General features: G+C 75.8%; 9 protein-coding genes. 3 read left to right on the top strand and 6 right to left on the bottom strand.

Annotation, left to right across the window (positions count from 1 at the left end; genetic code table 11):
• Positions 1–90: 90 nt before the first annotated feature.
• Together FH609_RS23720 and FH609_RS23715 are read left to right on the top strand one after the other, a co-directional pair.
• Complete coding sequence (locus tag FH609_RS23720; protein WP_139667494.1) at positions 91–1,065, top strand: D-alanine--D-alanine ligase; 975 nt, start codon at positions 91–93, stop codon at positions 1,063–1,065.
• A 1,295-nt stretch (positions 1,066–2,360) separates the two neighbouring features.
• Entirely contained in the window at positions 2,361–2,948 is a 588-nt protein-coding gene (locus FH609_RS23715; protein WP_139667493.1) for a DUF4175 domain-containing protein, read from the top strand.
• A gap of 23 nt (positions 2,949–2,971) precedes the next feature.
• On the opposite strand, the gene FH609_RS23710 is transcribed toward FH609_RS23715, so the two are convergent.
• The 6 genes from FH609_RS23710 to FH609_RS23685 all read right to left on the bottom strand — a co-directional run bounded on the left by FH609_RS23710 (position 2,972) and on the right by FH609_RS23685 (position 11,170).
• Positions 2,972–3,958, bottom strand: a complete 987-nt coding sequence (locus FH609_RS23710) for a hypothetical protein (RefSeq protein WP_139667492.1) — start codon at positions 3,956–3,958, stop codon at positions 2,972–2,974.
• The gene (locus tag FH609_RS23705) at positions 3,955–4,767 is read right to left on the bottom strand and encodes a hypothetical protein (RefSeq protein WP_139667491.1); all 813 of its coding nucleotides are present in this window, start codon (positions 4,765–4,767) and stop codon (positions 3,955–3,957) included. The genes FH609_RS23710 and FH609_RS23705 overlap by 4 nt, the downstream gene beginning before the upstream one ends.
• The gene (locus FH609_RS23700; protein WP_139667490.1) at positions 4,764–6,119 is read right to left on the bottom strand and encodes a putative T7SS-secreted protein; all 1,356 of its coding nucleotides are present in this window, start codon (positions 6,117–6,119) and stop codon (positions 4,764–4,766) included. The genes FH609_RS23705 and FH609_RS23700 overlap by 4 nt, the downstream gene beginning before the upstream one ends.
• 283 nt (positions 6,120–6,402) lie before the next feature.
• Entirely contained in the window at positions 6,403–6,699 is a 297-nt protein-coding gene (locus tag FH609_RS23695; protein WP_139667489.1) for a hypothetical protein, read from the bottom strand.
• A 116-nt stretch (positions 6,700–6,815) separates the two neighbouring features.
• The gene (locus FH609_RS23690; protein ID WP_139667488.1) at positions 6,816–10,616 is read right to left on the bottom strand and encodes a CHAT domain-containing protein; all 3,801 of its coding nucleotides are present in this window, start codon (positions 10,614–10,616) and stop codon (positions 6,816–6,818) included.
• Between the two features lie 11 nt (positions 10,617–10,627).
• On the bottom strand, positions 10,628–11,170 hold the full coding sequence (locus FH609_RS23685) for a hypothetical protein (RefSeq protein WP_139667487.1): 543 nt from the start codon (positions 11,168–11,170) through the stop codon (positions 10,628–10,630).
• Between the two features lie 203 nt (positions 11,171–11,373).
• On the opposite strand from FH609_RS23685, the gene FH609_RS23680 reads away from it, so the two are divergent.
• On the top strand, positions 11,374–15,162 hold the full coding sequence (locus FH609_RS23680) for a CHAT domain-containing protein (protein WP_139667486.1): 3,789 nt from the start codon (positions 11,374–11,376) through the stop codon (positions 15,160–15,162).
• Positions 15,163–15,165 lie beyond the last annotated feature (3 nt).

Here is a 15,165-nt window from a genome sequence, read left to right as displayed (position 1 = left end):
AGCGCGACGGGGCCTGTTGAACGTGGTGAACGTGGCGGCCCTGGTGGACGTGGTGGCCCTGGCGGCCCCGGTGGACGTGGTGAGGGAGAGATGAGCGATCTGGAGCGGGTGGTGGTGCTCGCCGGCGGGCTGAGCAACGAGCGTGAGGTGTCGCTGCGTTCGGGCACGCGGGTGAGCGCGGCGCTGCGGGCGGCCGGCGTCGAGGCGGCGGTGTGGGACGTGGACGCGTCCCTGATCGACGAGTTGGCCGCCGATCCCCCGCAGGTGGTCTTCCCGCTGCTGCACGGGGTCGCGGGCGAGGACGGCACCGTCAAGGAGATCCTGGAACTCCTGGGCGTTCCCTATGTGGGCGCCGCGCCGGGGGCGTGCCGGACCGCGTTCGACAAGGCGGTGGCCAAGGAGGTCCTGTCCCGCGCCGGGGTCGCCACGCCGGCCTCGGTGACGCTGCCGAAGGCGGCGTTCCACGACCTGGGGGCGACGGCGGTGATGGCCAGGGTCGTCGAACGGCTGGGGCTGCCGCTGTTCGTCAAGCCCAGGGCGGGCGGCTCGGCGTTCGGCGTCACGCGAGTGGAGCGGGCGGAGGAACTGCCGGGCGCGCTGATGACGTGCTTCGGGCACCACGACGAGGCGCTGGTCGAACGGGCGGTCGCCGGAACGGAGATCGCCGTCGCCGTCGCCGACCTCGGCGAGGGACCGCGCGCGCTGCCGGCGGTGGAGATCGCGGCCGACGGGCTCTACGACTACGCGGCCCGCTACACGGCGGGGGCGGTGCGGTTCCATATCCCGGCGCGGGTGCCGGCGGCGGTGGCCGAGGAGGCGGCGCGGGTCGCGGTGCGCGCGCACCAAGCGCTGGGGCTGCGGCACCTGTCGCGCACCGACGCCATCGTCGACGCGGCGGGCGGGGTGTGGGTGCTGGAGACCAACGTGGCGCCGGGGTTGACGGAGACCAGCACGTTTCCCCTGGCCGTGGAGGCGGCGGGCCTCGACTTCGGCCTGTTCTGCCGCGAGTTGGCGGCGAGTGCGGTGCCCTCGGCGCTGGGGGCGCCGGGGGCGGGGGCGCGGTAGGGGGTGGGTGGCCGGTTTCGTTTGCGGGCCGGTGGCCGGTGCGGGGCAGCCCGACTGGTCGTTTCGTTGGTCGACGAGGCTTGTTGTGTGTGGTTGGGGTTCTGGCGCGGGCTACTAGGCCGGGCCTAGATGGCGCACGTTCGGCCGGGTGCGGGCGTAACGAATGCCGGCAGGAGGCTGGCTGGGAGGGGGGGCGCGGCTTCCGGGAGGTGGAGTTCGTTGCCGCCGAGGTGGTCGGGAGTGCGGTGCGTGCCCTCCGGGCGCGGGGACCGCGCCTTTCGGGAGGGACGGTTGGCCGCTGGGGGCGTGCGTGGCGCGCACCGGCTTCGCCGGCCTGCCCCGGCATGTCGCCCGTCTCGGACGTGGCCGATCGTCGGACGACTGAAGGGGGACGGGCCGCCGCCTCACCCCTGCTGGCATGACGGGGCGGCGGTTAACGACCACGCTGCCGCGCGAACATCGCCTGCCGGTGGGGTAGTCCGCACCTTGTCGGCTTCCGGGCAGGGGGGGTGGGGGCCTCTTTCTGTAGGTGCCCGTCTAGAGTTGAACGATCTGTTCACTTCCAAACGGGCACCTATAAAAAAGGTCCCCCCACCCCCCGGCGCCCGCCTTCGGGAGTCGACGGCGCGCGGACTACCAAGACGGCAGACGATGTTCGCGCGGCAGCGTGGTCGTTGACCGAAGCCACCCATGACCGTCCGCTCCAACCAAACAACCGGCACCGTCCCCTTCAGTCGCCCGACGATCGGTCACGTCCGAGACGGACGACATGCCGGGGCAGGCCGGCGAAGCCGGTGCGCGCCACGCACGCCCCCAGCCGCCGGCCGTCCCCCGAACAAGGCGCGGTCCCCGCGCCCGGAAGGCACGGTCGCCAGAGCTGATCCCCGCTCGGCAACGAACTCCACCTCCCGGAAGCCGCGCCCCCCTTCCCAGCCAGCCTCCTGCCGGCATTCGTTACGCCCGCACCCGGCCGATCGTGCGCCATCTAGGCCCAGCGTCGTGGTCCGCGCCAGAGCCTTCCACCCCCGTGGCGCGTCTCGTCGACTAACAGAACGACCAGTCGGGCTGACCCGCACCGGCCACCGACCCGCAGACAAACTCCGCACCCAACACACCACCCCGTTCACCCCGCTAGGGCGGGCCCCCTCCGCTGAGTGCCGGAGGGCTGGCCGAATGGATCGTCGAGAACGCCCGGCGGTCCGCCGGAAGCACCCGCTGAGAGGCGCGGCGGACGGGTCCGGGCCGAAGTGACCCACCCGCCCCGTCGCGTCAGCCGAACCACACAGGAGCCATGGGTGAAGGATCAGGAGTTCATCGCGCACTTCGACGGGTCTCCCGAAGTCACGGTGTGGGCCCGTCTTCGCATCGGCCCTCTCATGGCCATCGCGCACGAGTTCGGTTACGAACTGGCCTCGTACCGGCCGGGACTGCGGGGCGCACCGAGTTCCTTCACCTTCACCCGGGACGACAGCGAGCTGGCGCGGCGGCGCGCGGCCTGGGCGCACTACCACTACCGCATCAACGGCGCATGGTGGGCAACGACCACTCCCGGACCGTCGTTGACGGCGATCTCGCCCATGCGGGCCGGGGAAGCACGCTTTGGGCTCTTCCTCTACGAGCTGTGGCCACCGCGCAGATATCTGGTGAGGATCGCCGCCGTCGCCGGGGCGGCCTCGGTGCTGGGCGTGGTCCTGCTGTTCGTCGCCTGGCCGGGGGCGTTGGCCTGCCTCGCCGTCGTCCTGCTGTGCGTCGGGCTCCTGATCTGGGGACCGGGCTGGCGGGCGCGCAAGGAGGCCGAGTACCGCAGGACGCTGGAGGACTTCGAGCGGCAGCGGGTCTACTGGAGCTACCAGCAGCACGGGGATGCGGCCGACAGCGGCTGACGGCGCCGGATCGGAGCCCTGCGCTACGGCGCCCCGCGCAGCGAGGTGACCAGGAGGGCGAAGAGCACGATGCCGGTCAGGGTGAGCGTGCCGGAGCCGACGTAGCGCCAGTACCAGCGGCGCAGCGGGGAGGCGTCGGCGGGCAGGGCGCGCAGCGTCTCCGCCGGGGACGCGGCGAACGCCGCGCCGAGGCGGCGCCACAGCGGGCCGCCGAAGATCAGCCACAGGCGTTGGGTGTGGAACGCGGGATGCCGCCACGGCGGCACCCCGGCCGCCGCGAGCCGGGCCCGGCGGTAGGCCAACTCGGCGCGCCAAGCCCGGCGTTGGGTACGGGTCACGCGGCGCGGCGTCAGGAAAGCGCGCAGCGCGCAGATCCGCAGCGCCGGCGCCCAGCCGACCAGCAGCACCGCACCGGGCAGCAGCATCGGCCACAGCCAGGGCTCCGTCAGCGTCCCGGCCGCGACGCCCGCCACCACCAGGGTCTCGGCCACCACCAGCGCCAACGCGCCGATCGCCCAGGCCAGATGGCGGCCGAGGTTGCGGAACGCGGCCGAGCCGTCGGCGCCGTCGACGAAGCCGGCCGCCGCGTCGGCGGCGCGCACCGCGCCGTAGACCTCGCGCACGGCCGCCCACTCCTCCTCGACGCCGCCGCCGGCCGCCGGCGGCAGCGCGTAGAGCGCGTCCCACGCCTCGTCCCGGCGTCGCGTCGCCGCGCGGTGCGCGGCGGCGACCGACCCGTGGTGCGCGGTCAACGGCCGCAGCACCCGCCATGTCCACCGGCCGGCGACGCCGGCCAGCGGCAGCCCGGGCAGCAGCAGCCACCACAGCTGGTCGACGTCGGCGAGCGGCAGGACCAGCGCGGGAACGGCGACCGCCGCCGCGCCGACCGTCGCCGCGACGCCCGCCAGCACCCGGCCGGCCGGCACCTCGTTCACATGGCGGGCCTCCAGCTCCACCAACTCCGCGACGGCGCCCCGCAGTTGGGTCACCAGCTGGTCGTGGGTGCTCACCGCGCCCCGTCCTCGTCGGCGCGGGGTGGCGGCACCGGAGCGTCGGTGGCCTCGGTCTCCGGCGGGCGGCCGGCCGCCGCCGCCCGGTCGGCGGCGGTGTCGAACGCCAGGGTGCGGCCGATCCGCGCGAGGTGGCCGCCGAAGAGTTCCAGGTGGTCCAGGGTCGGCGTGAACAGCGAGACATAGAGCGTGTAGCCCCGGGGCGCGGGGACGACGAGCTGCATCGCGGCCACCCCCAGCGTCAGCCCCAGGCCCGGCTCGGAGCCGGGGATCTTCAGGGAGCGCAGCGAGGTGAGGGAGACGCCGGGCCCGCACGGCAGGCGGGTGGCGAGGAGGGTGTCCTGTGACCCCTGCACGCCCTTGGCCAGCGGGGTGTCGATCTCGGTGAGCGCGTCCTGCGGCAGGTCGTCGAAGAGCCCGGCCCGGTTGGCGCGGAAGATGGCCTCCGCGATCACCAGGTCGCTCTCGTGCGCGGTCCACTCGACGGAGAACGTCAGGACGCCGACGACGAGTTGCTCCTCGCGGTGGCCGATGCACAGCGCGGTGCGCACGGTGTTGCGCGGCACGAAGCGGTCCATGACCTCGCGCATCGACTCGGCCGCCGCCGCCAGGTCGTCCTCGTCGCTGGCCGGCAGCAGTTCGCGGAGCGCGGCGCGCCAGGCGTCGGGGGCGTCGTTCTCCGGGAGGGTGACGAAGTCCTCGGAGACCTCGCAGGTGAAGTCGTAGTCGAACGGCTGGCCCCGGTCGGGGCCCCGGTCGGCACCCGAAGAGGCCGCACCCGAAGAGGCCGCGTCGGAGGGAGTGGTCATGCGGCCGTCCCGAGGTCGCTCTGGTTGAGTCCGTTGAGGAAGCCGCCGCGCGCGGCGGTCAGCCGCTCGGTCGCGTCGACGGTCGGGAGCGCGGGCTGGTCCTGGGCGGCGGCCCGCGCGTTGTCCCGTTTCCGGGCCTCGATGAGGTCCTGGATGGGGCCGACGAACGGCACGCTCCAGTTCCGGTAGAGGTCGGTGGCGGCGGCCGCGTTGCCGGCGCCGGAGCTGCCCCAGCTGATCAACCGCCCGGTGAAGATCAGGTGGTAGCCGCGCATCGTCAGGCCCACGCCACGGAAGTACTCGGCGATGCCCCAGAAGCGGCCGGCGCCGCCGAGCATCGACCAGTTCCACGGGGTGACGGCGTGCCGCAGGCTGCCGAGGCTGAAGAACCGGCCCCAGCCGGAGGCCCGCATCCCCTGCCCGGCCGCCACGGTCAGCCGGCCCGCGTCGATCATCCGGCCGCCGACGATGCCCAGCGCGCCGCCCGCCACGCCGATGGCGTCGCAGATGATGGTGTCCCAACCGACGTCCGCGCCGCCGATCTTGGCCGCCACATGGAAGCCGAACGCCAGCGCTGAAGCGCCCAGCGCGATCCAGGCGAGCGGGCCGAGCGGCGTGAAGCACGCGACGATGAGGCAGACGACGCCGAGCGCCGTCGCCACGTTGGAGAAGAAGTCGCCGATCGCCTTGAGGCTGTCGGGGTCGCTGAGCGCCCGGCCGACCTCGACGAAGAAGTCGCCGATGCCCTCGAACGCGCCGACCACCGAGTCCCACAGCCCCGGCTCGGGCGGCGCGGCGTCGGCGGCGTTGCGCAGCTGGCGGGCGGTGTCGTCGGCGTGGGAGGTGTACTCCAGGTTCAACGTGCGGGCGCGCTCGCGGATGTCCGCCAGCGCGGCGTTGGCGCGGTCGAGCCGGCCGCGTTCGGTCTCGGCCTCCTGGTCGTGCCGCTCCCGTTCCTCGTCGGTCAGGTCGGAGGTGTCGGTGGGCAGCGCGTCCACGCCGGCCTGGGCGGCGCTGACGGAGGCGGCGGCGCCGGCGGCCTCCTCCTCCAGGGCGCGGGCCCTGGCCTGGAGGGTGTCGAGCTGGGTGACCCAGGTGGACAGCGCGCGGCTGGCGGTGTCCAACGCGTTGACGGCGCGCTCCAGATAGGGCGGGACCTCGGAGAACGCGTCGGAGAACGCGTCGGCGGCCCGCCCGACCCAGACGCCGCTGTCGGTGTTGATCGACAGCAGGGTGCCGTGGGTGAGGGAACTGGCCGTGGTGATCTGACGCAGGGTCTCCGCGACGCGCTCGGCGGCGGAGACGTCACCGGGGCACGGATCGAACCCCAGATGGGGGAAGCCGTCGCTCATTCTTTCTCCTCCTGGGCGGTGGGGCGGAGCGGGCGCCTGGCCGGCGCGGAGCGGGAACCGGGGCGGAGCGGTAACGGGAGCGGGGTGGGAGTCTGGGCGGCGCTGGGCGGTAACGGGAGCGGGGCCGGTGCGGGGCGGGGCGGGGCGGAGGCGAGGTTCGTGCGCGTTCGGGGAGTTCGGCGCGGAGTCGGAGAGTTGGACACGGCGCCCGGAAGGGCGGTGCGCGTGCGGGGAGTTGGCTGCGACGCCCGGGAGGGCGACGCGGCTCGGCCCGGCAGGGCACTCAGCCCTGGTCGGCGTTCCTGAGGGTGGCCTCCAACTCCTCGTCGGTCGCGGCGAACGTGTCCGCCGCGTTGTTGGCCACGTCGCCTATGCCGCGGGTCAGGTCGGAGAGCTGGCCGAAGCCGTAGTCCCAGGAGTCCGCGAAGTCCTCGCAGCGCGAGGTGAGTTCGGAGGTGCCGAGCCGGGAGGCGTCGGTGCCGGCCAGTTCCCTGGCCGCGTTCCGCATGTCGTCGCCGCTGCCCACGAGCCGGCTCGCCATCTCCCTGACGTCGTCTTCCAGAAAACGGAGAAAGGACACCGTTCCTCCACGCAGCGTGGTCGCCGGGGTTGGGAGTGACGGCATGGTAACAGCCGGGGCGACGGAACCGGCATGGGCGGGGCGCGCGGCAACGGGTGTGCGCCGGCGCGGGCGCGTCAACGGGCGGGCGCCGGGCGCGGGTTGCCCTGGTGGGTGAACGCGGCCCACAGGTGCGGCCGGTGCAGGTCGGGGCGGCCGGCCTCGCGGCGGAGCGGGTCGGGGAGGGTGGGCGGCGGCTCGCGGTGCGGGTCGAGCATCCACAGCTGGGCGGCGCGCAGCGCGTCGGGCGGGGCAAGGCCGCCGGCGGTGAGGTGGTGGTGGAAGACGGCCATCAGCACGGCCGTCGCGCCGTCCACCACCGCCCACCGGGACCCGACGACATCGGCCGCGCCGCAGGCGACCAGGGCGGTCGCGAGGGTCAACGCCTCGTCGTGGCGGCGGGTGCTGAGGTCGGTCTCGCAGGCGCTGAGCACGATCAGGGGGCCGGCGTTCGCCTCGCCCGGGGCGTCGGCGGGGCCGCCGGCGACGGTGTCCAGGATCTCGGAGACCGTGAGCCGGCCGGCGTCCGGTGGCGCGCCCGGCGGTTGGGCCAGCCGCAGCGCGGACGCGGTGGGGCGGGGCGCGGCCAGGGCGTGGCAGGCGAGGTGGATCAGCTGGGCCGGGTTCGCGCCGCCGGGCAGGGCGGCGAGCAACTCCTCGGGCGTGCCGGCGGCGTCCGGCGGCTCGTCGCCGGCGGGGAACTCGCCGTAGCGCGACGCGGCCGGGTAGCAGGCGGCGCGCAGCGCGTCGGCCTCCATCTCGGCCCAGGGCAGGGTCAGTTCGGGGTCGGCGAGCAGCACCTGCCGCCCGGCGGCGGGGGGCGTGCGCCGGCGCGCGGCGGCGGCCAGGAACTGGGTGCCGGACGGCGCGTAGCTGAACACGGCCAGCTCGCAGGCGTAGCGGGCGCGCGTTCCCGCGCCGGGGCCGCCGGGGCCGCCGTCGCTCGCCGGCTGGCGGGCGGCGTGCCAGGGGACAACGCCGAGTTGGCCGCAGGGCACCAGGACGATCCGGGGCGGGCGGCCTCTCGGCGTCGGGCCGAGGGCGGCGAGCACCGGGCCGACGGCCGCGCCCCAGGCCCAGTCGCAGAGCGCGGCGAGGGCGGCCCGCCACCGTTCCTCGGCCTCGGCCCGGCCGTCGGCGCCCGCCGCCGGGTCGTCGAGCGACCGGGACCGTGCGGCCGCCGCGTCGAGGTAGCGCTCCAACGGCGGGCTGCCCGGCAGCGTCAGCTCCGGCAGCGGCAGCCCCCGGGGTTCGGCGCCCGGGCGCAGGATCAGGGCGCGTCCCGGGATGACCGCGCCGGCGGTCTGTCCCGGCAGCAGATAGACCAACGCGTCGGTGCCCGTCGCGGCGAGGCCGGCGGTGAGTTCGCGGGTCGTCGCCGTGCGCAGCAGCCGGCGCGCGAGCGTGAACTCACCGCCGCGCCTGGGGCGCACGCCCAGCGCGGAGAGCGCCGCGCGGCGCAGGCCGCTGGGGATCGGCGCTGCGGAGCCGTTCGCGGTCCGCGCGCGCCACCGGTCGGCCAGCTCGGGATGGCCGGCGGCGTCGAGGAGTCGCGGCAGGGTGCGGGAGGCGGCGATCGCCTGGAGCACCAGGGCGCGGCCGTCCTCCAGCGCCAGCACCGCCTGGTCGGGCGCAGACGGCGCGAGGGGGTACGCCAACCGCCGCGAGAGCAACGCGCCGTTGAGCGCCACGGACAGGCCGTGGTCGGTACCGGACTGGAGAAACACCTCCACCGCCAGCTCGCTCATCGCCTCACGGGTGACGTTCCAGAACGACGCGATGTCCCCGGGGAATTCGGGGCCCCGGCGGAGCGAACGGAGAGTGTGGGCCTCGGCGAGCTTGATCAGGACCTCGACCCGCTCCGGACCGCCGTGGCCGAGCCCGATCAGCGCCCGGGCGCGGGACAGTTCGGCGATGGCGTCGTCGAGCACGGCCGGGTCGCTCTCGCCGTGCAACGCCAGGAAGAGCTGGGCCAGTCCCAGCTGGGCGCGTCGGTCATACTCGTGGTCGGCGTGAACGGTGGGCCGGCCGAGGTCCGCGCGCGCCTCGGCGATCATGCTCCGCAGGGCCGCTTCGTCCATCGGGCCACCCGACATCGGGTGCGGCGTGGCCGTTCCGAGGAAGCGCAGTCCGGTGATCTCCTGCTCGCTCGCCTGCCGTTGCTCGACCGGCCGTTCGATCAGCTCCGCCGTCTCGGCGAGCCGGCGCGCCACCTGGTCGCGCCGCTCGCCGTCCGGGGGCAGGGCGGCGAGGCGGGCGCGGAGGTCCCGGGCGAGCCCGGGCAACGCCTCGTGGTCGCCGGTGCGACGCGCGTGGCGCAGTTCGGCGTCGGCGGTGCTCAGCGCGATATCGAGCGCGAACGGGGCCTCGGGCGCCAGCGATCCCTCGCGTTCGAGCGCGGCCGACAGCTCGCGCAGCAGGGCCAGGGACGCCTCGGCGTCCCGGAGGCTCCCGTCGTGCCCGGCCCTGTCCAGCACGTTCGCCAGCTGCTGACCGAGACTCAGGAACCACCAGGAGTCGGGAGACACGGCGGACAGGGCCTCGCTGAGCAGGGTGGCGGCGTCGTGGAGGAACCCGGGGTCGCCGGAGAGGGTGGCCAACAACAGGTCGCGGCGAGCCGCGGACCCCCGTTCCCGCAGGCCGGCGTGTGCGAGGAAGTCCCGGACCCGGTCGGGCCCCCGCTCGTTGACGTGCGATACGAAGCCCGGCTCGGCCGCCAGGCCGACCGGCCACGCCTCGAAGGGGTTACCGGACGTGGCGTAGGGGTCGGCCAGGGGACGCTCCACCGTGTTGAAGTCGACCAGTCCGGGCTCCCGCGTTCCCGCCCCGGCCAGCAGCCAGCCGTGGAGCCTGGCGATGTTGGCCCGCGCCTCGGCCCGTTCGGCGGGCAGTTCCCGCAGCGCGCGCAGGGCCAGTTCGGCGGCGTCGCGGATCTGGCCGGCGTCGAACCGCTGGGCTTCGGCGACCCGTCGCAGCGGGAGAAGGGCCCCGGGCGGCAGCCCCATCTCGTCGCCCGGCCCGGCGCTCGCGTCGGCATCCAGCCAGGTGGCGAACCAGACCAGCACGCGGGTGAACGGCCGGATGCCGCAGGCGCCGGCCAGGGTGACCAGGTCGCGGACGGCATCCCTGAGGGTGTCCTCGGGCGCGGCCGTGGCGGAGCGGTTCACGACGGGGCCGTCGGCGGCGAGGCCGTCGGTGGCGAGGGCGTTGGCGGCGAGGGCGTTGGCGGCGAGGCCGTCGGCGGCGAGAGCGTCGGCGGCGGGGGCGCGGGCTGTCCCGGGGCGCGCGGCGGTCAGCACCCGGTCGAACACCCGCCTGAGGTACTCGTTCGCCCGCGCGGCCGCCGGGGCCAGCGGGGTCCGGGCGATCCGGTCGAGCACCCGCGCCGCCTCGGCGAGGTTCCGGAGCTCCGACTCGGACACCACCCGCACGTCGCCGGTGACCAGCAGCGCGTCCAGCAGCGCGGGGCGCACACCCCGGAGCACGGACCTGGCCCAGGGCACCAACAGGAGGACCAGCGCCATCCGGGCCTCCACCACGTACCGAAGCTCCAGCGGCCCCTCGGCGTCGGCCCAGCGCAGGCGGCGGAGCGCCTGCGCCCGGTCCTCCGGGGCCGCGTCGGCGCCCGCGCCGAGGCAGCGCACGCCGAGCGCGATGCCCAGGCACACGGACACCAGGTTGCTGTTCTCGCCGTGACGAGACAACTCCGCTTCTACGGCGGTCAGTTGGTCGATGGCCGGCGCCAGCGACTCGGGCGGCGGCCAGCCCTCGTGGTCGGTCCCGCCCAACGCCCGGCGGGCCTCCTCCACGGCTGCGGCCACCCGCGCCTGCCGTTCGTTGGCGTCACTGGCGCCGCGCGCCGTCGGCTCGTCCGTCATGGGATCGGTCCTCACGCGTCCGGGTCGAGGCGGAGGTCGCGGCGCATCGCCGTGCGGAGGGCGGGGAGGGTGGTCTCCCACAGGTCGGTGATGCGGGCCTGGGCGCTGGCCGGGGTCTCCTCGGGGGCGGCGGTCGCCGTGGTGAGGCGCATCAGGACACCGTAGGCGGCGTTGAGCGTGTGGTTGACCTCCTGCGCGGCGGCCAACACGGGGGCGGGGGCGATGAGTTGGATCTCGGCGTAGCAGTCGGCGTGGGTGGCGCGGGCGCGGCGCAGGTCCTCGGTGGTGGCGCGCAGGTCCTCGGCGGCGCGGGCGGTGTCGCCGGCGCCGCGCAGCGCGTGCAACTGGTCGGTGAGCGCGGCGACATAGCGGCGGGCGGCGGTGTTGAGCGCGGTGTAGGTCGCGCGGTTGGACTCGGTGGAGCTGCGGCGTTCGAGCCGGTTCAGCTCCTCGGACAGGGAACGGTGCGCCTGCCGCTGGGCCAACAGCGCCGAGATCAGGGTCCCCAGCACGGCGACCACCGTGATCAACAGCGATTCGGTCGTCGCGTTCACCGTTGGTCACCCTCCGTTGTCAGTGGTGTCTGGTTTGCTGTCTCCCAGTCAACAGCCGGTTCCCGGGCGTGAGTGGCGGCACAACTGGTCGATGGTCGGGCGTTTTTCGTCCGATCCCGGTGCGGGGCGGGTGGGGGCGGTCGGAAGTGGCCAGGATGAGACGGGAAGCGGGACGCGAACGATCGCGGGGAGGGGGACGACGGATGGACGCCGAGGTGGTGCGGGCGCTGGAGGCGGCGGACCGGTTGCTGCCCGCGACGGGCGCGGGCCTGGCGGGGGCGGGCCCGAGCGCCGAAGGGGCGGGCCCGAGCGCCGAAGGGGCGGGCCCGGGAGCCGAAGGGGCGGGTGCGGGCCCGAAAGAGGGGGCGGGCCCGCGCCCGGACCTCGACGCGACGGTGGCCCGGCTGGCGCGCGCCGAGCGGGAGTTGGGCGGCGGTGACGAGCCGGGGGCGGCGCTGCTGTGGGCGCGGCTGGGCGGCCTCTACGGCCGGCGGTATCTGTTGGGCGTCGGCACGGAAGCGGACCGGGAGGAGGGGACCCGGCTGCTGCGCGCGGCGCGCGCGGTGGCCGGGCCCGGCGCGCTGGACGAACGGGAGCGGGTGCGGGCGACGTGGGTGCTGGCGGCACTGCGGCTGCCGATGCCGCAGCCGGGGCCGGGGCCGGGGCTGGAGGGCTGGATACCGGACGCGGAGCGGATCATCGCGTGGGGTATGCGCCCCACCCGGCACACGCGCCAGATCCTCGCCGAGGCGGCCGAGGCGGAGGCGCTGCTCCGCGAGTTGGAGGCGGCCCGGCTGCCGGAGCCGCTGCCGAAGGAGGTGGCGCGGCTGCGTTCGACGCTCGCGCTGATGCGGACGCTGCTGGGCGCCGGCGACCTGCCGGGCTTCGTCAACCTCATGGATCGGCTGCTCCGGGAGCGGCCCGAGCTGACGGCGGTACGCCCGCTGCTCCAGGGGATGTTGAGCATGGTGCGGGGCCATCCGGCCCTGGCCCAGCCCCCGGCCCTGGAGCCCGCGCCGGCGCCAGCCCTGGAGCCCGCGCCGGCGTCGGCGGCGAAGGAGCCGGATGAGCCCGATCCGACGGAGGTCGCGGCGCTCGCGATGCTCGCCGAGATCGGCGCGCCCGGCGCGGTGGGCACCGCGCGGCTGCGCGAGCTGGTCGAGACGCTGCGCCCGGCGCCCGGGGGCAGCGGCGATCCGGCGAGGGACGCCATCAACCTGAGCCTGCGCGCGATGGGCGACGCGATGCTCGCGCTGCGCACGGGCGAGACCGACCGTGTCGACCGCGCCTATGCCGGGCTACGGCGGGCCGCCGCCCAGCTTCCGCCCGACCACGAGCTGGCCACGCTGCTGGCGAGCCTTTCCGGGCTGATCCCCTCGGTCGCGACGATCACCCGGGGCAACCTCAGGGACGAGGAGGCGACGGCCCGGGTGCTGGGCGCGTTGAACCCCGAGCCGCTGTGGGACGCGCCGGCGCTGTCGGGCCCGCCGCACGCCCGCCGACTGGCCGTGCTGTCACGGACCTTGGTCCTCGGGCTGCGGCTGCGGCGGCTGTGGGGCGAGTCGGACGCACCGGCTGAACGGGGCGGATGGGGCGGATGGGCTGCCTCGGACGGTCCTGGCGGGTCGGACGGTGCTGGCGGGCCGGGTGGGAGCGGCACTCCGGACGAGGCCGCGATCGTCGACGCGTGCGTCGCGGAGCTGCGCGCCCTGCTCGCGCAGGTGGACCGGCGCGATCTGGTGTATCCGCACGTCGCGGCCCATCTGGCCGTCGCCCACGCGCTGCGGGCCTGGATGCGGGCCAGCGTGCGGGACCTGCGCGCGGCGCTGCGCCTGGTCGAGGAGATCAGAGCCGACGAGGCCACCCTCCCCTTCGTGCGGCAACTGTTCGACTCCGGTTGGCCGTTGATTCTGGCCGGCAGCCCGACGCTGAAGCGCGACCCCGACCTCATCCTCCAGGCCGTGGCGGCCAGCCGGGCCGCGCTGGACTCGGTGGAGTCCAGCCTCGTCAACCAACGGGCCATGACCCTGCGGAACATCGCCGAGGCGCTGCTGACGCACCACGAGCTGACCGGCGACCGGCGGTCGTTGGACGAGGCGGTCACGGAGAGCCGGCGGGCACGGGCCGCGCTGGTCGCGCGCGCGGACAGCGCGGGCACGCGGGACGTGCTGTGGACACTGGCCCGGGCCCATGCGCGGCGCGCCGACCGGGGGTTGGGGGATCTGCGGATCGCGGTCGAGGCCGGGCGGCTGGCGCTGCGCGTGGTGAGCGACGACGTGCTGATGCAGGTGGGCGCTGAGCACGGCCTGGAGACGGCGCGGCACGGCGCCGACCGGGCGTTGCGCGTGGCGGGCTGGGCGCTGGCGGCGGACGACGCGGCGGGCGCGGTGCGGAGCCTGGAGGTCGGCCGGGCGCTGGTGCTGCGGGCCGCCGCCGTCGCGGAGGGCGTGCCGGAGCGGCTGGCGGCCCTGGGCAAGGGCGAGTTGGCGGAGGAGTGGCGGCGGGCGGCTTCGGCACCGGCGCCGGAGGCGGAGATGGGGGTGGGCGCTGGGCCGACCGTGCCCAGCCGGCTGCGCCGCCTGGCGCTGGACGCGCTGCGGGCGGCGCCCGGCGGCCCGGACGAGCTGGCGGCGGTGCCGGAGCCGGCCGAGTTGGGTGCGGCGGTGGCGGCGTCGGGGGCGGACGCCCTGGTGTATCTGGTGCCGGGGCTCGACGGGCGGGACGGCGCCGCGCTGTTGGTGCGCGGGCCGTGGAAGCCGGTCGTCGCGTTGCCGCTGCCGGGGCTTTCGGCCGCCGGGCGGCGGCCGTTGGAGGCGTATCTCACCGCCGCCGCCCGGCGGTCGGGCCAACGCCGGGCGCGCGAGGCGGAGGCGCCCGAAGCGGAGGCCGGCTGGGAGGCGGCGCTGGAGGAGCTGTGCGCCTGGGCGGGCCCGGCCGTGGTCGGGCCGCTGCTGGCGCGGCTGGCGGCGGACGGCGCGCGGCGAGCGCCCGTTCGGCTGGTGCTGGTGCCCTGCGGGAACCTGGGCGTGGTGCCCTGGCACGCGGCCCGGCTGGCCGGCGGCCACGCCTGCGAGGTGGCGGTGTTCAGCTATGCCGCGTCCGGGGCCCAGTTCCTTGAGGCCGCCGGGCGGGCGCGGCGGCCGGTGCGGGAGCGGCCGGTGCTGGTCGCCGACCCGCGCCTCGACCTGCTGTGGGCCGCCGACGAGGTGCTCACGCTGCGCGCCGCGCACTACCAACGGGCCGCGCTCTACGGGGAGTTCGTGACCGGGCGGCCGCCGGGCGGGACCAGCGGCGCGGGCACGCCCGAGGAGCTGCTGGCGCTGCTGCCCGGGGCGGAGGGCGGGGCGAACGGTGCGGGGCCCGCCTCGTTGCTGCACATCGCCTCGCACGGCGAGGCCGGCGCGCGGCCGACGGTCTCCGCGCTGGCGCTGGCGGGCACCGGCGGGGACGAGACGGGGGACGGCGGGCTGTTGACCGTCACCCGGCTGTTGGACCGGCCGGGCGGCGGCCCGGCCCCCGGCGAGCCCGGTCCCCTGGTGGTGCTCAGCGCCTGCGAGACGGACCTGAGCCGCCGGGACCACGACGAGGCGCTGACCCTCACCACCGCGCTGGTGGCCCGGGGCGCCACGGACGCGGTCGGCTCGCGCTGGACGACGGGGGACGGCGCCTCGGCGCTGATGATGGTGGTCTTCCACCACCAGCTGGCCGTCGAGGGGCTGGCCCCCGCCGACGCGCTGCGCGCCGCGCAGCTGTGGATGCTCGATCCCGAACGGCGCCCGCCGCCGGGCATGGACGGGCAGTTGGCGCGCGAGGCGCGGCGTCCCTCGCTCGAACGGGTCGCGGAGTGGGCGGCGTTCGTCCACCAGGGCAGCCCGCGCCCGAACCCGCGCAGGGGCCCGGCTACGAAACCATCGACCGCCCCACCAACGAACTCAGCGACGGACTCAGCGACGGACTCAGCGACGAACTCAGGGAAGGACGAGGGGAGATGACCG

The organism is Streptomyces sp. 3MP-14 (assembly GCF_006334905.2).
Lineage (GTDB): Bacteria > Actinomycetota > Actinomycetes > Streptomycetales > Streptomycetaceae > Streptomyces > Streptomyces triticirhizae.
This window is presented reverse-complemented; position numbering and strand designations above follow the sequence as displayed.